This is a genomic window from Rhodococcus sp. NPDC057529, from assembly GCF_042802055.1.
Lineage (GTDB): Bacteria > Actinomycetota > Actinomycetes > Mycobacteriales > Mycobacteriaceae > Rhodococcus_F.
The window spans coordinates 101,958-117,918 of the sequence record NZ_JBHVEY010000007.1 but is presented as its reverse complement, the minus strand read 5'-3'; the positions used below and the strand labels follow the sequence as shown (position 1 = coordinate 117,918).

Genomic DNA, 15,961 nt, shown 5'->3' with positions numbered 1-15,961 from the left:
CTTCTAGCTGCCGGTCTCCCGGGACCGGCGGGCCTGCGCCTTCGCCTCGGCGTCGGCGGCGTCCATCTTGTTCGCCTCGTCGAGCGTCGGCGCGCTGCCACCGAGGCGCGCGGGCACCCAGTACTCCCCTGCCGGGTGGTCGTACCCCTGCTGGAGGTCCGCGAGCATCGTCGTCATGGTGGTGTGCAGCTTCTCGGTCAGCTCGGACGCCGGCTCGAACGGCTGGATCGGCTCACCGACGGCGATCGAGATGGGAGTGTTCGTGCGGCCCAGCCGCTTCGGGAAGCCCTTGGTCCACACCCGCTGCGCACCCCAGATGACGATCGGGACGATCGGCACGTTCGCCTCGATCGCCATCCGCGCGGCACCCGACTTGAATTCCTTGATCTCGAAGCTCCGGCTGATGGTGGCTTCCGGGTAGACGCCGACCAGTTCACCGCGGCGCAGGAAGTCGACGGCCGCCTTGTACGAATCCGAGCCGGCGGCCCGGTCGACCGGAATGTGCTTGAGCGCGCGCATGATCGGGCCCGAGATCTTGTTGTCGAACACTTCCTTCTTCGCCATGAAGCGGACGTACCGCTTCACCCTGCGGGCCGGAAGTCCGGCGTAGGTGAAGTCCATGTAGCCGGTGTGATTGATCGCGATCACCGCCCCACCCGTCGCCGGAATGTGCTGATCCCCCTTGACCGTGAACTTCAGCCCCTCGAGGGCGAATACGGTGCGGGCGATGCCGATGACGGTTCGGTAGACGGGTTCCACAATCGGCTAGCGTAGCCGGGTATCCGCGATCTGGCCCGCCGTCGGGGACGGACATTCGGTGGGGAGTCGACAGAAAGGGCGCGCTGGACATGGGTGGCACGGGCAGGAGGGCGCTCATCGCGCCGGTCGTCGCGGTGATCCTCGGGGCGGGGGTGGCGTGCGATTCGCAGTCCGGCATCCCAACGGAGGAGCCGCCGGCCGACACCGTGTCCGCGCCCATTTCCGCGGCCGAGCCCGCGACCACCTCACCGCCCGCCCCCGTGCCGCAGGTGGTCGTCGGTGAGGTGCCCGGCAACCCCGCGGCGGTGGACGCGGTCCGCGCCTGGGCCACCGACCTGGTCACCCGGCCCGCCGCCGTCCCCGCGAAATGCTGGACGCTGCCGCCCGCGCAGGCCGCCGACCAGTACGCCGACAGGGCCGCGATCCTCGGGGCGCTCGCGCAACCCGGCCTCGACGGGCAGTTCGCGGTGTCGTGGACGGGAGGCGGCACCACGGTGTCCGTCAAACGCAGCGAGATCGCGTCCGGCTATGCCTGCCCGCACGTCCACCCCGCCGGGACCGTCGACTTCTACACTCCCGCCGACGCCGAGTACGCCGTCACCCGGTTCCTGTCGCGGGAGTCCGGCGCCCCGGTGAACCGGGCGGACACCGAGACCGCCTACCCGCTGATCTGCCCCGGCCTGAGCCCGTGGGACCCGGCGGGCACGGGCGCGGGCGGCCGGCCGCCGCTCCGGCTCGACCCCGACGTCCTGGCCGGGACCACCGCGTTCGCCGCCGACGCGATGACCGCCACACCCGTCCGCGGCGACTACCTGGACGTGTCCGTTCCGGTCACCGACGTGTCCGGTGTGACCGTCACCAAGCAGATCACGCTGTCCATCGGCCCAGACGGCTATTGCCTGGGTGAAGTGACCTGACCGCAGGTGAGTGGCACGGTGTGCTGGAGCGCGCATTGTCACTCACCTGGGGGGAACGCCTACCCTGGAACAGTCGCTCAGCTCCCAGGAGGCATACCAGTGCAGGTCACCAGCGTCGGACACGCCGGATTCCACATCCAGACCGAGGCAGGCTCGATCCTGTGCGACCCGTGGGTCAACCCCGCGTACTTCGGGTCCTGGTTCCCGTTCCCGGACAACACGCAGCTCGACTGGGACACCCTCGGCAACTGCGACTACCTGTACGTGTCGCACCTGCACAAGGACCACTTCGACCCGGCGAACCTGAGCAAGCACGTCAACAAGGACGCGACCGTGCTGCTCCCCGACTACCCGGTGCCGGACCTCAAGCGGGAACTCGAGGCGCTGGGCTTCCACAAGTTCTTCGAGACCGAGGACTCCGTCAAACACAGGATCAACGCCGCTGGAATCGAGGTCGCTCCGCAGGCTCCGCTCCAGCCGGGCGACCTGGACATCATGATCATCGCGCTGCGCGCACCCGCCGACGGTCCGATCGGCGACTCGGGTCTGGTCGTGTCCGACGGCGAGACGACATGTTTCAACATGAACGACGCGCGGCCCGTCGACATGGACGTCCTGCACGACGAGTTCGGCACGATCGACATCCACCTGCTGCAGTACTCGGGCGCGATCTGGTACCCGATGGTCTACGACATTCCGACCAAGACGAAGGCCAATTTCGGCAAGCAGAAGCGCCAGCGCGGCATGGACCGGTGCCGCAGCTACATCGAGCAGGTCGCGGCCACGTGGGTGGTGCCGTCCGCCGGACCGCCGGTGTTCCTCGACGACGCGCTGCGCTACCTCAACGACGACCGTGGCGACGAGGGCAACATCTTCCCCGACCAGATCACGTTCCTCGAGCAGATGCGGATCCACGGCAACGACGGCGGCATCCTCATGATCCCGGGGTCGACCGCGGACCTGAAGGGCGGCGAGCTGTCGCTGACGCACCCGATCCCGGACGCCGAGGTCGACAAGATCTTCTCCGACAAGGCCGCGTACATCGAGAGCATGGCGCAGCGGATGGCGCCGGTCCTGGCTGCCGAGAAGGCCACGTGGGCGCCCGCCGAGGGGGAGCCGCTGCTCGAGGCGCTGAAGGCCAAGTTCGAGCCGATCATGAAGCAGTCCGACCTGATCTGCGACGGCATCGGTTACCCGGTGGGCCTGGTGATGGGCGACGAGACCGTCGTCCTCGACTTCCCGCAGCGCACCGTCCGCCCGCGCGGCGAGAAGGACGGCAAGTACCGGTACGGCTTCCGGATCGCCCCCGAACTGGTGCGCACGGTGCTCCGCGACGACGAGCCCGACTGGGTGAACACCATCTTCCTGTCCACCCGCTTCGAGGCGTGGCGCGTCGGCGGGTACAACGAGTTCCTCTACACGTTCTTCAAATGCCTCACCGACGAGCGCATCGCATACGCCGACGGCTGGTTCGCCGAGGCCCACGACGACTCCGCGTCGATCGAACTCGGCGGGTACGAGATCCAGCGGCGCTGCCCGCACCTGAAGGCCGATCTGTCGAAGTTCGGCGTCGTCGACGGCACCAACCTCACCTGCAACCTGCACGGCTGGCAGTGGGACCTCGAGTCGGGGCGCTGCAAGACGTCGAAGGGCCACGAACTGCGGTCCACGAAGCTCTGACCCGTCGTACGAACGGGACGCTCGTTCGGTCAGATCGAACGAGCGTCCCGTTCGTGCACGAGCGGCGGCAGCCACCGGCGCACCAGAACCGCCGACAGCAGCACGGGCAGAGCCAGCGCCGCGACGAGCGCGGTGACCGACAGCCACAGCGACCCGACGGCGAAGCCTGCGTAGATCAGCACCGCGGCCACCTCACCGAACAGTCCGGCGACCGAGGTGACGGTGGCGCGCGCGGGGCCCGTGATCGCATCCTGGACGCGCGATTCCGACACGATCATCGCGTTGCCGAGGATGCCGTAGCCGACGCCGAGCGCGAGGAATCCGGGGACACCGCCGAGCAGCGCTCCCCCGCCGAGGAGGATCGCGGCGACGGCGACGGCCCGCCCCATCGTCACGGCACGCATCGACGCCGTACGTCCGGCGAGGGCGGTGCCGACGACCTGACCGCTCACCGTGATCGCGACGAGCAGCGGTACGGACGCCGTCGCCGTGCCACCGTCGCGCGCGAGCAGCCCGAAGTACTCGTCGAACGCCAGAAACGCGATCAGCACCGCCGACAGCAGCACTCCGCGCCGCACCACGGCCTCGCGCGTCACCTCGCCGAGGCCGGCCCGCAGCATCGTGGCGTACCGGGCCGCGAGACCCAGCCGGTCGTCCGCGGCCTCGAGGGTCTCGTCCGCCTCCTCGACCTTCGGTGCCGCGGGCAGCAGCAGGGCGAAGCAGCCGTGGACCACGGTCGCGCCGACGCTGACCCACCCGACCAGCGGGTATCCGCCGAGGACGTAGAGCGGCGCGGCCGTCAGCGTCGCGAGAAGGTTGCACACCATGGCGCCCGAGTTGGCGTAGCCGAGCAACTTCGCGAAATCACCGGCAGCGTCGCGCGCCACCAGTTCGTCGTACAGCAGCGCCTCGAATGTGCCCGACTGGATGGCGCCGCTGATGCCCCACAACACGAATCCTGCCGCGAAACCCGCATACGACGGCACGAGGATCCACACGGTGAACCCGGCCGTGTACAGCACGGATGCGAATACCAGGAGGCCACGTCGGGACACGGTGTCGGCCCACGCGCCGGACGGCACCTCGGCGACGAAGGACACGACCGACCAGATGACGAACAGCGACGAGATCTGACCGACGCTCAATCCGTGGTCTGCGAACAGCAGGTCGTACAGACCGTAGAGCGGGATGAGATCGCGCGTGGAGACATAGCCGACCACGCGGACGGCGAGAGAACGCTGTGAACCGGGTCAAGGCTGGGCGGCGGGATATCTCACGCGCCCAGTCTCGCACTCCGCGCCGGGAGTGTCACCCCATTTCGGCCTAGCCGACGGTCGGCGGCTGATCGACGAGCTGTGCCATGTAGAGCTGGTCGCCCATCTTGTCCATCAGCTCGATCTGCGTCTCCAGGTAGTCGATGTGATCCTCTTCTTCCTTGAGGATCCCCTCGAGCAGTTTCGCCGACGTGGCGTCGCCCTTCTCGCGGCACATCTGGATGCCCGGACGCAGGCGCTCGACGACCTCGACTTCGATGGAGAGGTCGGAGTGGAACTGCTCTCGCAGGTCCTGCCCGATGCGCAGCGGCAGCAGCTTCTGATAGTTCGGAAGCGCTTCGAGGAACAGGATCCGGTCGGTGAGGATCTCGGCGTGCATCATCTCTTCGATGGACTCCGCCCGAGTCTTGTCCGCAAGTTTGGTGAATCCCCAATTGGCTTGCATCTTCGAGTGCAGGAAGTACTGATTGATCGCGGTCAGCTCACTGGTCAACTGTTCGTTGAGAAGAGCAATGATTTCGTCGTCGCCACGCATGACTTCTCCGTTCGCCCCGGTTGAGGCGAACGTACCACTGGCGATACGCCCGTGAGGCGAATCGCGGGATTCAGTTGTGCTGCAGTTTCGTCACGCAGCCGTGCTGCCGACGACCGTCCGCTCGCCCAGAATCTCCTTCAACCGATCGACGCAGGTTCCACATCCCCAGCCGGCGCCGCAACGCTCACCGATCGCATCCGCGCTGTCGGCCCCGGCGGCACAGTGCTCGTGCACTTCGTCTTCCGTCACGGCCTTGCAGATGCACACGAACATGTGGAGCTCCTTACCAACTTGATTAGGTAAGGGTTACATCATTTTCGTGTTCGCGCAAGGGTAGCCTTCCCAAAATTTCGGGGAAACGCATCACGGTTTCAGAACATCCGTCCCGACGAACGGCACGAGCGCCTCGGGCACCCGCACGGTGCCGTCGGACTGCTGGTGGTTCTCCAGGATGGCGACGATCCACCGGGTGGTGGCGAGGGTGCCGTTGAGGGTCGCGGCCGTCTGCGGCTTCCCGTTCTCGTCGCGGTACCGCACCCCGAGGCGACGTGCCTGGAACGTCGTGCAGTTGGACGTCGACGTGAGCTCGCGGTACGCCTGCTGGGTCGGCACCCAGGCCTCGCAGTCGAACTTGCGGGCCGCCGACGACCCCAGGTCGCCGCCGGCCACGTCGATCACGCGGTACGGCACGTCGATGGCGGCGAGCATGTCGCGCTCCCACGCGAGCAGGCGCTGATGCTCGGCGTCGGCGTCCTCGGGCTTGCAGTAGGTGAACATCTCCACCTTGTCGAACTGGTGCACCCGGATGATGCCGCGGGTGTCCTTGCCGTAGCTGCCCGCCTCGCGGCGGAAGCACGTCGACCAGCCGGCGTACCGCTTGGGGCCGTCGGCGAGGTCGAGGATCTCGCCCGAGTGGTACCCGGCCAGCGGGACCTCGGACGTGCCGACGAGGTAGAGGTCGTCGTCGGCGAGGTGGTAGATCTCGTCCGCGTGGGCGCCGAGGAACCCGGTTCCCGCCATGATCTCCGGTCGCACCAGCACCGGCGGGATCATCATCTGGAACCCGTTGGCCATCGCCTTCTGCGCGGCCAGCTGCAGCATTCCCAGCTGCAGCATGGCGCCGAAGCCGGTGAGGAAGTAGAAGCGGGCGCCCGAGACCTTCGCGCCGCGCTCCATGTCGATCAGCCCCAGCGACTCACCCAGCTCGAGGTGGTCCTTGGGTTCGAAGTCGAACGCGGGAATCTCCCCGACCGTCTCGAGGGTGACGAAGTCGTCCTCCCCGCCCGCGGGGGCGCCGTCCTGGACGACGTTGGAGATCGCCCGATGCGCGGCGTCGAGCGCGGCCTGCGCCTCGTGCTGCTCGGCCTCGGCCTGCTTCACCTTGGCCGCGAGTTCCTTGGATCCCTCGAGCAGCGCCGGACGCTCCTCCGGGGACGCCTGACCGACCTTCTTGCCGAACGCCTTCTGCTCGGCGCGCAGGTTGTCGCCGGCGAGAACGGCGGCGCGACGGGACGCGTCGGCCTCGAGCAACGCGTCGACCAGGGCGGGATCTTCGCCACGGGTGCGCTGCGACTCGCGGACGGCGTCGGGGTTCTCGCGGAGGAACTTCAGGTCAATCACGGCTTCAAACCCTACCGGGCGCCGAGGAGCGGCTCACTCCGGTTTCGGTTCCAGCAGGGTCAGAAGGTCCTCACGGCCGAACATCCGGGCGGCGTCGACGGCGGTCGGGTGGCCCGCCGTGGCGTCGGCACCACCGGCGACGAGGGCTCGCACGACGGCGTCCTCCCCCTTGAACAGCGCCCCTGCCAGCGGAGACTGCCCCTTGTCGTTGAGCCGGTCGACGTCGGCCCCGCGGTCGATCAGGACCTGAACGGCCTCGGCGTGACCGTGGTAGGAGGCCAGCATCACCAGCGTGTCGCCGTTCTGGTTGGCCAGGTTCACCGGGACGCCCGCGTCGAGGTACGTGGCGAGGGACACGGCGTCGCCGGATCGTGCCGTGTCGAACACGCGCCCGGCGAGTTCCTGCAGTTCGGGATCCACCGGCTCGGCGGGGCGCTGGGAGTCGTAGCTCATGGTGGTCGAAGGTACGCCGGGTTCGAGCCGATTGCGGGAGTTGTTCTGCTTCCTCGATCGGAACGGGCATTATGGAAATCGATGTCCTCAGATCAGTCGAACGGCGCCGACCCCCAGCCGCAGAATGGCGGGCAACCGGAGAAGGCTCGCCGCAGCATGTCCGCGACCACGACGCGTCGCGCGCTCGCGGCCGTCGCGGCAGGCGCCGTGGTGGCGGCCATCGCGACGTTCGCGATCGCCGGCGGTTTCAACCGCAGCGAGAACCTGCCCGCGCACTCGACGGGTGCCGGACCGCAGGCAACGGGTTCGGTGGAGGGTGATGCGTTCTCTTCGGCGACGGCCGGCGACTGCCTCGACTGGACGCCGTCGAACGACCCCCAGGAAGACCGCAAGGACGTCGCGAAGGTCGACTGCGCGGACGAGCACCGGTTCGAGGTGGCGGCGCCGCTGGACCTCAGCGTGTATCCGGGGGCCGAGTTCGGTCCGGGTTCGCGGTACCCGGGTGCGCTGCGGTTCGCCGCGCTGCGGGACGAGCACTGCGTGCCCGCCGTCGACACGTACCTCGGCGCGAAGTTCGATCCGTACGGCAAATTCAGTGTGGGTCTGATGTTCCCCAGCGAGTCCGGTTGGGCGTCGGGAGAACGCACCCTGCGGTGCGGCCTCCAATTCTCCAGCACGGCAGGAACGTTGCTGCCGTTCACCGGGAAGGTGGCCGAGCAGGACCAATCCAACATCTGGGATCCGGGCACGTGCATCGGGATCAATCAGAACGTGCCGACCGATCCCGTCGACTGCGCGCAACCCCATGCCTTCGAAGTGATCTCCGTCGTCGACCTGGCCACCCAGTTCCCGTCGTCGATGCCGTCCGTCGAGGATCAGGACAAGTATCTCGAAGGCGTGTGCACGCAGGCCGCCAACGAATACCTCGGTTCCGCCGACGCGCTGCGGAACAAGACGCTCACGCTGTTCTGGGACAACCTGGAACTCGACAGCTGGCTAGCGGGCAGCAGACGGGTGAACTGCTCGGTGGGTAAGGAGACCGACGCAGGCGGCTTCTCGACCATCACCGGTTCGGCGAAGGGCGAGATCCTCATCAACGGCGCCGCGCCCGTGCCTCCGCCGCCGGTCCCGGAGGGCAGGTCGATGCCGACACCTCTCCCCGGCGCGGCCCCGCCCCCCGGGAACTGATGTGGCGGTGAGCATGACGCCCGGCCGATTCGAGGAATTGGTGGGCGACGCACTCGATCTGATCCCACCCCAGCTCGCGGCCGCGATCGACAACGTCGTCGTCCTGGTCGACGACCGCAACGACGAGGACCCGTATCTGCTGGGCCTGTATCACGGGATCGCGCTGACGGAACGAGACAGTCATTACGGCGGATCGCTGCCCGATACCATTACCGTCTATCGCGACGCCCTCCTCGAAATCTGCAGCTCGGAGGAGGAAGTCGTCCACGAGGTAGCCGTCACCGTGATACACGAGGTTGCGCACTACTTCGGGATAGAAGAAGATCGCTTGCACGAGCTCGGCTGGGGATGAACGGTTTTCCCGGGAAAAGTTTCTCGGGATCGGGGGGAACCGAAGAGCGCGGTGCGGCGTCCAAGTGTGTAGGGACAGCTGCACATGCAGTTCGTTTGCCGGGGGGCAACTGCCTTCCGCCTGCCTAGGTCAAGAAGGAGTTCGACGCACATGCCGGATCTGCACGTCGCACCTGAAGCTCTCGTCGCCGCCGCCGTGGAACTCGACGCGCTCGCCGCGCGGCTCGAGGCGGCCGTCGCCCTCAACTCCGCGGCCATCCGTGTGCTCCCCTCCGGGAGCGAGGAGGTCTCCCTACACGCGGCCGGTTACTTCAACACGGTCGCCAGCACGTTCACCCCCGCTGTCGCGCAGGGCATTCTCGAGATGCGCGAGACCGCGAACACGCTCCGCACCCAGGCCGCGCTGTATGTCGCCGAAGACGTCGCGCTCGGCGCGACCCTCGCTGCGGGCATGTGACGGCCGGCGCCTCGAAACCACCAGGAGATCAGACATGACCATGGGACTGACAGGTGTCATCTGGTTGCCCCGGGGGGCAACCGTCAACTCGACCACCCTCGTCGCGGGCGCGGGACCGGTGCCGCTCAGTGTGGCCAGTGCGGCGTGGACGGCGCTGTCCACCAGCTTCGTCGACGCCAACCTCACGCTGGTCCGCGTGATGGCCGAACTCGCGGCCGGCTGGCAGGGTGTGTCCGCGGTCGCGGCACTCGCGAAGATCACCCCGTTCGCGGTGTGGACGGCCGAATGCGCGGAACTCGCCGCGGACACGGCCGCGAAGGCGGGGCTCGAAGCGGGCGCGTACACCACCGCCGCGCTCATCATGCCGAGCATTCCCGAGATCGTCGCCGTGAAGACCGCGAAGGCCACCGCGTACACGACCGGTGGTGCACTCAACGGCACCGCTGCGGCCGCGGAGGCCGCGGACCGTGCGATGGACATCCGCGCGGGGCTCGTGATGGAGGGCTACGAGGCCGCGTCGAACATCCTCGCGTTGAAGCGCGCGTACCGGCAGCCCCCTCGGATCGTCACCAAGGCCGATTCGAAGGAGGTCGGGAGTTTCGACGAGATTCCGTCCGACGGTGAATTCGACCCGACCCGTGCCGCCGCGGCCGCTGTGATGGCCGCGGGCCAGAACCCGGCCGTGACCACGGCCGCGTCACAGGTCGGCAGCATCGCGGGCACCACCGTCTCCACCGCCACGTCGGCGGCGAGCAACATCGGCGGCGCGGCGTTGTCCGCGGTCACCGGCGGTGGCGCCACCCCGATGACGGGCGGCGCGGGGATGCTGTCGGGTGGCTCGTACGGCGGCGGGTCCGCGTCCACCAGTGCCGCGGCGGCCCGCACCTCCGTCGGCGGTATCGGCGCCGGCGCGGCAGGCGGGGCGACGCTGCCCGAGGGCTGGGGCAAGACGGACGGTGGTCAGGGCGCACGGCCCGGCGCACCGGCAGCCGCACCCGGCGGGGTGATCGGAGACGTTCGCGCCGACGTGAACCCGGCCGCGGCGGCGCGTGGCGGCACCGGCAGCGCACCGATGTCGGTCGGTCGCGGGGCCGGTGCGCCCGGTTCACAGGACGACGACGAGCGGGAGACCCCCGACTACCTGAAGAACTTCGAGCACTTCGCGGACGGGCGCACGGTCATTCCCTCGGTCATCGGCGCGAACCCCGACCACCGGGAGTCCGGACGGTGATCGACCTGGGCACCCGACCGGACGTACCGACCCTGCCGGCGGTGACCCTGAGCCTCGACGAAATGGATTACCTCGTCGACATGCTCGCGCTCGACGTGCTGCCGGTGGTGCTCGACGCCGCCCCGCGGTACGACACGTACGACGCCAGGGACGCCGCGTTCCGCGGCGCCGCCGATACCCTCGCCGCCCGGGACCTGCTCCCGGGCGGCGGGGTCCACCCCGAACTCGCCGACCGACTGCGGGTTCTGGCCCGGCCGCTGTGGGAGATCGCCCTGCGCTGGTACGTCGACGGCAGCATCTCGCGACTGTGTGTCTCCCAGGGCGAGGCACTGTCGGTGCTGGCGCTGCGGGCCGGCGACACGTACGTCGTCCAGGACGCGGGTGCCGACATCTTCGCGCCCGTGATCGGTGCCCTGGGGGTGGTGGAGCCGTTGAGCATCGGCGTCGTCAACGCACCCACGGCCCAGCTCGGCGAGGCCTTCGACCAGGGCGGGGACGGCAAGTCGCTCGCGGCCGCGCTCGCCGCGCTCGGTGTGCCCGCGGTCGACGCGACCGTTCTGGGCAACGCGATGGCCGGTTGCAGCATCTACGCCGAGATCGTCGGAATCGTCTACGGCGACGGGCAATACGATCCGGTGGGCGGGCCCGTGACGGTGTTCGACACAGGAGCCGGGCGGATCGTCGGCACGTCCAGTGTGTCCGCGCACGGGGTGGCGTGGTCGTCGCTCAGCCCCGGCACCCCGCAACGCCTCCGGCAGGCACTGGAATCGCTGGCCGACCGGCTCCGCTGACCTACACCGGTTGCCGCTTCCACCAGGCACCGGTCTCGCGGCGTTCCTTCCAGGTGGTGAATTCGTACCGGTACATGCGCGCCCGCACGTGTTTCGGCGGATTATCCGGGAACGGGTTGTACTGCAACAAGTTCAGGGTGTCCGGATCGTTGCGCAGCAACCGCTCGACGAAACCCCGGAACCACGGTTCGGCGTAGCCGGGCGAGATCGCCGTGAACCAGAGCAACCAGTCCAGCCGCAGGTGATACGGCGCGAACTGGCGCGGCCGCCGGTTGACGTCACCCGGTTTCCCCTTGAAGCCGTACTCCTTCCACTCGGAATGCAGACCGAGATGGGCGTCGGACGTGCCCTCCACGATCACCTCGTACCGCACCCGGGTGATGCTGCCGAACGCGCCGTACGTGTTAACGAAGTGCCACTTGTTGAACGACGCATTCATGCGCTGGCCGTGGGAGATCAGGTTGCGAACGGGCCAGTAGCTCAACACGACGACGAGCGCGGTCACCGCGATCACCGGCACGGCGAACGGGACGGGGGCCGAGTCGCTGCCCGCCGGGATGTCGACGGGCAGCACCGCCTCGTACACGCTGTCGGGGATGACGGACAGACCGAGAACGATGGTCGTCCAGTTCAGCCACGAGAAGTTGCCACTCGCCACCAGCCACAGCTGGGTGACGATCATGATCGTCGCAGCGACGGCGGCGACCGGTTGCGGCGCGAACAGCCCGAACGGCACCACCAGCTGTGCGAAGTGGTTGCCGAGCACCTCGACCCGGTGCAGCGGTTTCGGCAGCCGGTGGAAGTACCAGCTGAACGGCCCGGGCATGGGCTGGGTTTCGTGGTGGTAGTACAGGCAGGTGAGGTTCTTCCAGCATCGGTCGCCGCGCATCTTGATCAGCCCGGCCCCGAATTCGAGCCGGAACAGCAACCACCTCAGCATCAGCAGCACCAGGATCGGCGGCCCGACCGACGCGTTGCCCAGGAAGATCGCCAAGAAACCCGCCTCGAGCAGCAGCGACTCCCAGCCGAAGCTGTACCAGAGCTGGGAGACGTTGACGATCGAGAGATACAGCACCCACAGGGCGAACCACACGAGCATGCACACGGCGAGCGGGACGACCTGCGTCACACCGAGCAGCGCGGCGAGGGACAGTCCGGCGCCCGTCCAGCAGATGCCCTCGAAGAATCGGTCCGAGTAGTGCAGGTGGAAGATGCTCGGCGCACGCGTGAACGGGACGGCACGGAGAAAGTCCGGGATGGGCAGCATCCCGGTGCTGCCGACCAGCGGCCTGAACTGGTTTCTCGCGGCCAGGAACGCGACGAGGTAGATCGCGGCGAGCCCCTCGGTGACGAGCAGCCGACCGAGCGAATAGTTTTCGCCAACGAACCAATCCACCGCCGTCACTCCTCGAGGACGGTTTCCTCCATCGTCGCGCAACCCCTGGGTGCACGCAACGACGTCACCCCATCGGGTCGTCGGCGCCGGGGATCACCCGGTGCTCGAACGGCGGCTCCACGATTCCCCAGCGCACGCACTCCCAGCCGCCGCCCGCGAGCGGGGTCAACTCCACCGACTGGGTGTTGGCCAGGTGGTTGTTGGCGGCGAACAGCCCCGGCACCCCGGCGAGTTGTGCTGCCACGAGCCGGATGGCGGCGCCGTGACTGACCAGCACGACGTCGCCCGAGGCCGCCGGGTCGTCGAGGTACTGCTCGCGCAGGGAGTCCACGACCGGGACGTACCGGTCGAGGATGTCGCTGGCGGATTCCCCGCCGGGAACGCGGGCGTCCAGTTCGCCGGTGTGCCACAGGTGGAACGTCTTCATGAATAGCTTGTGCGACTCCTCGTCGCTGCGGTCCTCGAGTTCACCGGCCTGCGCCTCGTGCAGTCCTTCCCGCACCTGGACGGCGATGCCCGACGCCAGTTCCACGAACCGCGCCGTCTGCCGGGCGCGCAGTGCCTGCGAGGACACGAGTGCGGCCGTCGTCGCGCGTGCGGCGAGGTCGTTTCCGAGCCGCTCCGCCTGGGAGAGCCCTTCGGGTGTCAGCCGTGCGCCGGGCAGCCTCGTGTCGAGTCTGCGCTCGACGTTCGCCTCGGTCTGCCCGTGCCGGACCAGGATCAGCTTGCCGCTCACGTTTCCCTCTCTCCCTGACGGATTCGTTCGATCCAGTCCGCCGCGTCTCCGTCGGACGGCGGGGGCGGGCCGCTCGGGTTGGCGGCGGGCCAGGACCCGAGGAATCGCACGTGCGACTTCCGGTGCAGCGCACGGAACGCCTCGGCGACGAGAGGGTCGTCGATGTGCCCGATGCAGTCGACGAAGAAGCGGTACAGGCCGGGGGTGGTACGCACCGGCCGCGATTCGATGCGGATGAGATCGATTCCGCGCGTCGCGAACTCGGAGAGCACACCGACGAGGGAGCCGGGGGTGTTGTGGGGTTCGAGGACGGCGGAGGTGCGGTCGCCGCCGGTGCGGGCGGGCACCCGGGTGGGCGCGGTGACGAGAACGAATCGGGTGCGGGCGCTCTTCTCGTCGGCGACCCCGTCGGCGAGACTGCGCAGCCCGAGCCGTTCGCCGGCGAGGGCGGTGGACACGGCGGCGTCGGCGAGGCCGTTCGCCACGTCCTCGGCGGCGCCGGCGTTGGAGGATGCCGTCTGGAGCTGGGCGCCGGGGCAGTTCTCCTCCAGCCAGATTCGCACCTGACCCGCCGCCACCGGGTACGCCCGCACGGTACGCACCTGGTCGAGCCGTTCGACGCCCGCCCCGCCGAGGATCGTGAACGCCACGTCGAGTTCGGTCTCGGCGACGATCTGCAGGCGATCGCCCAGCGCGAGCGTGTCGAGGGTGGGCACGACGGCCCCTTCGACGGAGCTCTCGATGGGAACGACGGCACCGTCGACGACGCCGTCCCGCACCATGGCCAGGGTGGCGGGCGGGCTCGTCGCGGGCACCCGCTCGACGGGCCCGTCGAAGGCACCCGCGGCCTCTAGCTGGGCGAGCGCCATCTCCGTGAAGGTTCCCGAGGGTCCGAAATACGCGATCTTTGGCACGCCTACGAGATTACGCACCGAGCCTCGACGGTCCGGCGCATTGACGGTGAATGTTTACCGCAGACCCGCGTCCGCAAGTTCACGGGCGACGAGCACGGGGTCGTCGACCTCGATCCCGAGCAGGACCTCGCGGACGGCCTCCGCGGCCTCCGGGATCAGCGAGGTGAGCCTCGTGAGATCCGGGGTCGTGAGCGCTGCCCGCACGTCGTCGCCGCGGAGTGACGCGACCGTCCCCGACAGCAGCGCGAGCACCTCGGCGGTGTCACGGGCCCGTGCGACGTAGCCGACGTCGGCGTGCGCGAGAACGGCGAGGAAGTCGGCGACCTCGCCGATGGAGTGCCCGCTCGCGAGTCCCGGGATGCGGCCGGCGTCCGCGAGTTGCTGCGCCGTTTCGGCCAGTCCGGAGTCGTCGCTGCCGTCCGCGGTGACGAACACCGCGAGCGGGGACGGCAGCCGCAGCGCGACCGCGTCGCCGAGCTGGCCCGCGGGGCAGTCGAGGTGGAAGCGGACCGCCTCGTAGGAGGCCTGCTCGCGGGTGCGGAGTACGGCCGGGTCGACGTCGAGCCGGACGATGACGCGGCCCGCGTCGGTGCCGACGGCGTCGAGCAGCGCGGACGCCGCGACCACGCGCGGTCCGAGGGCGCCACCGGCGGCCGGGCTCGCGTCCGCGGTCCCGCTGAGCAGATCCGCGAGCAACGACTGCGATCCGCGCGAGCGCGGGACGCCGAGGGAGAGAGGTATGGCCACGGTCCCACCGTATGCCCGCCTCGTGGACCGGAATCTTTTCGGGTCTTGCCCTCGCCGGTTCCGTCACATTAGGTTAGGGTTACCTCAGTATCGCGGAACCCTGAAGGAGGCTCCATGCCCGTCACGACCACCGGTCCGTCCACCGCCGAGCGTGTGCGTAGCTCGTGCGCACGGACCCAGGACGCGGTACTCGCCGTCGAAGGCAGCGCACCGACCGTCACGTCGGTCCACCACCTGCGGTCCAGCGGCGACGTCGTCGTCGCGGTGCCCACCGAGTCGGCGGCCGCCACGCTGTCCTGGCTCGCCGGCGGCGGCGGAATCCCGGCCGTGCTCGAACTGACCGACAACTCACCGCTCGCGCTGCGCGAGCCCGTGCGGTCGCTCGTCTGGCTGCGCGGCACCCTCCACGCGCTGTGCGAGGCACACACCCGCGCCCTCGCCGACGAGGTGGCCTCCGAATACCCGCACCCCGGACTTCTCGACGTCGGGCACGACGCGACGCTGCTGCAACTGCGCCTCGAATCGGCGGTGGTCGCCGATTCGAGTGGCGCCGAACCCGTCGCCCTCGACGATCTGCTCGCCGCCCGGCCCGACCCCTTCTGGGAGATGGAGACCGCCTGGCTCCAGCACCTCGACGAAGACCACCGCGACCTCATCGACATGCTGTCGCGCAAACTTCCACCGCACATGCGGCGCGGACGCGTCCGACCCCTGGGCATCGACCGGTACGGGCTGCGCCTGCGCGTCGAGAACGAGCACGGCGACCGCGACATCTGGATGCCGTTCTCCGCTCCGGTCGACGACACCGTCTCCCTGAGCAGGGCGATCCGGCTGCTGGTGGGATGCCCGTTCGTGAACGGACTCCGCGCGCGCGGCTGACCGGCCTTCCGGTTGCCGCACGCTAGCGTGTGC

The 15,961-nt window shown here is 68.9% G+C and carries 18 protein-coding genes; 8 read left to right on the top strand and 10 right to left on the bottom strand.

Annotated elements, in window-relative coordinates; translation table 11 throughout:
• Positions 1-3 precede the first annotated feature (3 nt).
• Positions 4-759: a lysophospholipid acyltransferase family protein gene (locus tag ACFU5V_RS15540; RefSeq protein WP_378436093.1), complete on the bottom strand. Its 756-nt coding sequence runs from the start codon at positions 757-759 to the stop codon at positions 4-6.
• A gap of 89 nt (positions 760-848) precedes the next feature.
• Here ACFU5V_RS15540 and ACFU5V_RS15535 point away from each other — a divergent pair, with 89 nt between their 5' ends.
• Positions 849-1,676: a hypothetical protein gene (locus ACFU5V_RS15535; RefSeq protein ID WP_378700373.1), complete on the top strand. Its 828-nt coding sequence runs from the start codon at positions 849-851 to the stop codon at positions 1,674-1,676.
• A 99-nt stretch (positions 1,677-1,775) separates the two neighbouring features.
• Positions 1,776-3,356 carry a Rieske 2Fe-2S domain-containing protein gene (locus ACFU5V_RS15530; protein WP_378700371.1) on the top strand — a complete coding sequence of 527 codons (1,581 nt, stop codon included), beginning with the start codon at positions 1,776-1,778 and terminating at the stop codon, positions 3,354-3,356.
• A gap of 29 nt (positions 3,357-3,385) precedes the next feature.
• Here ACFU5V_RS15530 and ACFU5V_RS15525 read toward each other — a convergent pair whose 3' ends face one another.
• The 5 genes from ACFU5V_RS15525 to ACFU5V_RS15505 form a co-directional block, all read right to left on the bottom strand.
• Positions 3,386-4,576: an MFS transporter gene (locus ACFU5V_RS15525; protein WP_378700369.1), complete on the bottom strand. Its 1,191-nt coding sequence runs from the start codon at positions 4,574-4,576 to the stop codon at positions 3,386-3,388.
• A gap of 103 nt (positions 4,577-4,679) precedes the next feature.
• On the bottom strand, positions 4,680-5,165 hold the full coding sequence (gene bfr / locus ACFU5V_RS15520; RefSeq protein WP_378440853.1) for a bacterioferritin: 486 nt from the start codon (positions 5,163-5,165) through the stop codon (positions 4,680-4,682).
• A 90-nt stretch (positions 5,166-5,255) separates the two neighbouring features.
• Complete coding sequence (locus tag ACFU5V_RS15515; RefSeq protein ID WP_012691106.1) at positions 5,256-5,438, bottom strand: bacterioferritin-associated ferredoxin; 183 nt, start codon at positions 5,436-5,438, stop codon at positions 5,256-5,258.
• A gap of 90 nt (positions 5,439-5,528) precedes the next feature.
• A complete protein-coding gene (gene serS / locus ACFU5V_RS15510; RefSeq protein ID WP_072938633.1) occupies positions 5,529-6,785 on the bottom strand; it encodes a serine--tRNA ligase in 1,257 nt (418 codons plus the stop codon).
• A 33-nt stretch (positions 6,786-6,818) separates the two neighbouring features.
• Complete coding sequence (locus tag ACFU5V_RS15505; RefSeq protein WP_378700365.1) at positions 6,819-7,238, bottom strand: ankyrin repeat domain-containing protein; 420 nt, start codon at positions 7,236-7,238, stop codon at positions 6,819-6,821.
• A gap of 81 nt (positions 7,239-7,319) precedes the next feature.
• On the opposite strand from ACFU5V_RS15505, the gene ACFU5V_RS15500 reads away from it, so the two are divergent.
• From ACFU5V_RS15500 to ACFU5V_RS15480, 5 genes are all read left to right on the top strand, one after another.
• Positions 7,320-8,426 carry a septum formation family protein gene (locus tag ACFU5V_RS15500; RefSeq protein ID WP_378700363.1) on the top strand — a complete coding sequence of 369 codons (1,107 nt, stop codon included), beginning with the start codon at positions 7,320-7,322 and terminating at the stop codon, positions 8,424-8,426.
• Position 8,427: 1 nt separating this feature from the next.
• The gene (locus tag ACFU5V_RS15495; protein ID WP_012691102.1) at positions 8,428-8,778 is read left to right on the top strand and encodes a metallopeptidase family protein; all 351 of its coding nucleotides are present in this window, start codon (positions 8,428-8,430) and stop codon (positions 8,776-8,778) included.
• 150 nt (positions 8,779-8,928) lie between these two features.
• On the top strand, positions 8,929-9,234 hold the full coding sequence (locus ACFU5V_RS15490) for a PE family protein (RefSeq protein WP_276136712.1): 306 nt from the start codon (positions 8,929-8,931) through the stop codon (positions 9,232-9,234).
• Positions 9,235-9,268: 34 nt separating this feature from the next.
• Positions 9,269-10,465: a PPE family protein gene (locus ACFU5V_RS15485; protein WP_378700361.1), complete on the top strand. Its 1,197-nt coding sequence runs from the start codon at positions 9,269-9,271 to the stop codon at positions 10,463-10,465.
• Positions 10,462-11,256, top strand: coding sequence for an ESX secretion-associated protein EspG (locus ACFU5V_RS15480; protein WP_378700359.1), 795 nt, complete (start codon positions 10,462-10,464; stop codon positions 11,254-11,256). Before ACFU5V_RS15485 ends, ACFU5V_RS15480 begins: the two co-directional genes overlap by 4 nt.
• Position 11,257: 1 nt before the next feature.
• On the opposite strand, the gene ACFU5V_RS15475 is transcribed toward ACFU5V_RS15480, so the two are convergent.
• From ACFU5V_RS15475 to ACFU5V_RS15460, 4 genes are read right to left on the bottom strand one after another with little or no spacing between them, the layout of a single operon-like run.
• Positions 11,258-12,661: a lipase maturation factor family protein gene (locus tag ACFU5V_RS15475; protein ID WP_378700357.1), complete on the bottom strand. Its 1,404-nt coding sequence runs from the start codon at positions 12,659-12,661 to the stop codon at positions 11,258-11,260.
• Positions 12,662-12,716: 55 nt separating this feature from the next.
• Positions 12,717-13,388 (bottom strand): histidine phosphatase family protein, encoded by a 672-nt coding sequence (locus ACFU5V_RS15470; RefSeq protein ID WP_378700355.1) that lies wholly within the window; start codon positions 13,386-13,388, stop codon positions 12,717-12,719.
• A complete protein-coding gene (pheA, locus tag ACFU5V_RS15465; protein ID WP_378441194.1) occupies positions 13,385-14,302 on the bottom strand; it encodes a prephenate dehydratase in 918 nt (305 codons plus the stop codon). Before pheA ends, ACFU5V_RS15470 begins: the two co-directional genes overlap by 4 nt.
• 54 nt (positions 14,303-14,356) lie before the next feature.
• Positions 14,357-15,049 (bottom strand): hypothetical protein, encoded by a 693-nt coding sequence (locus ACFU5V_RS15460; RefSeq protein WP_378700349.1) that lies wholly within the window; start codon positions 15,047-15,049, stop codon positions 14,357-14,359.
• Positions 15,050-15,163: 114 nt separating this feature from the next.
• On the opposite strand from ACFU5V_RS15460, the gene ACFU5V_RS15455 reads away from it, so the two are divergent.
• Entirely contained in the window at positions 15,164-15,928 is a 765-nt protein-coding gene (locus ACFU5V_RS15455) for a DUF2470 domain-containing protein (protein ID WP_378700347.1), read from the top strand.
• Positions 15,929-15,961: the final 33 nt, after the last annotated feature.

Excerpts from the sequence above, each read along its gene's own strand:
- ACFU5V_RS15535 (WP_378700373.1), top strand. The coding sequence starts at position 849 with ATGGGTGGCACGGGCAGGAGGGCGCTCATCGCGCCGGTCGTCGCGGTG.
- bfr (WP_378440853.1), bottom strand. The coding sequence starts at position 5,165 with ATGCGTGGCGACGACGAAATCATTGCTCTTCTCAACGAACAGTTGACC.
- ACFU5V_RS15515 (WP_012691106.1), bottom strand. The coding sequence starts at position 5,438 with ATGTTCGTGTGCATCTGCAAGGCCGTGACGGAAGACGAAGTGCACGAG.
- ACFU5V_RS15505 (WP_378700365.1), bottom strand. The coding sequence starts at position 7,238 with ATGAGCTACGACTCCCAGCGCCCCGCCGAGCCGGTGGATCCCGAACTG.
- ACFU5V_RS15500 (WP_378700363.1), top strand. The coding sequence starts at position 7,320 with ATGTCCTCAGATCAGTCGAACGGCGCCGACCCCCAGCCGCAGAATGGC.
- ACFU5V_RS15490 (WP_276136712.1), top strand. The coding sequence starts at position 8,929 with ATGCCGGATCTGCACGTCGCACCTGAAGCTCTCGTCGCCGCCGCCGTG.
- ACFU5V_RS15485 (WP_378700361.1), top strand. The coding sequence starts at position 9,269 with ATGACCATGGGACTGACAGGTGTCATCTGGTTGCCCCGGGGGGCAACC.
- ACFU5V_RS15455 (WP_378700347.1), top strand. The coding sequence starts at position 15,164 with ATGCCCGTCACGACCACCGGTCCGTCCACCGCCGAGCGTGTGCGTAGC.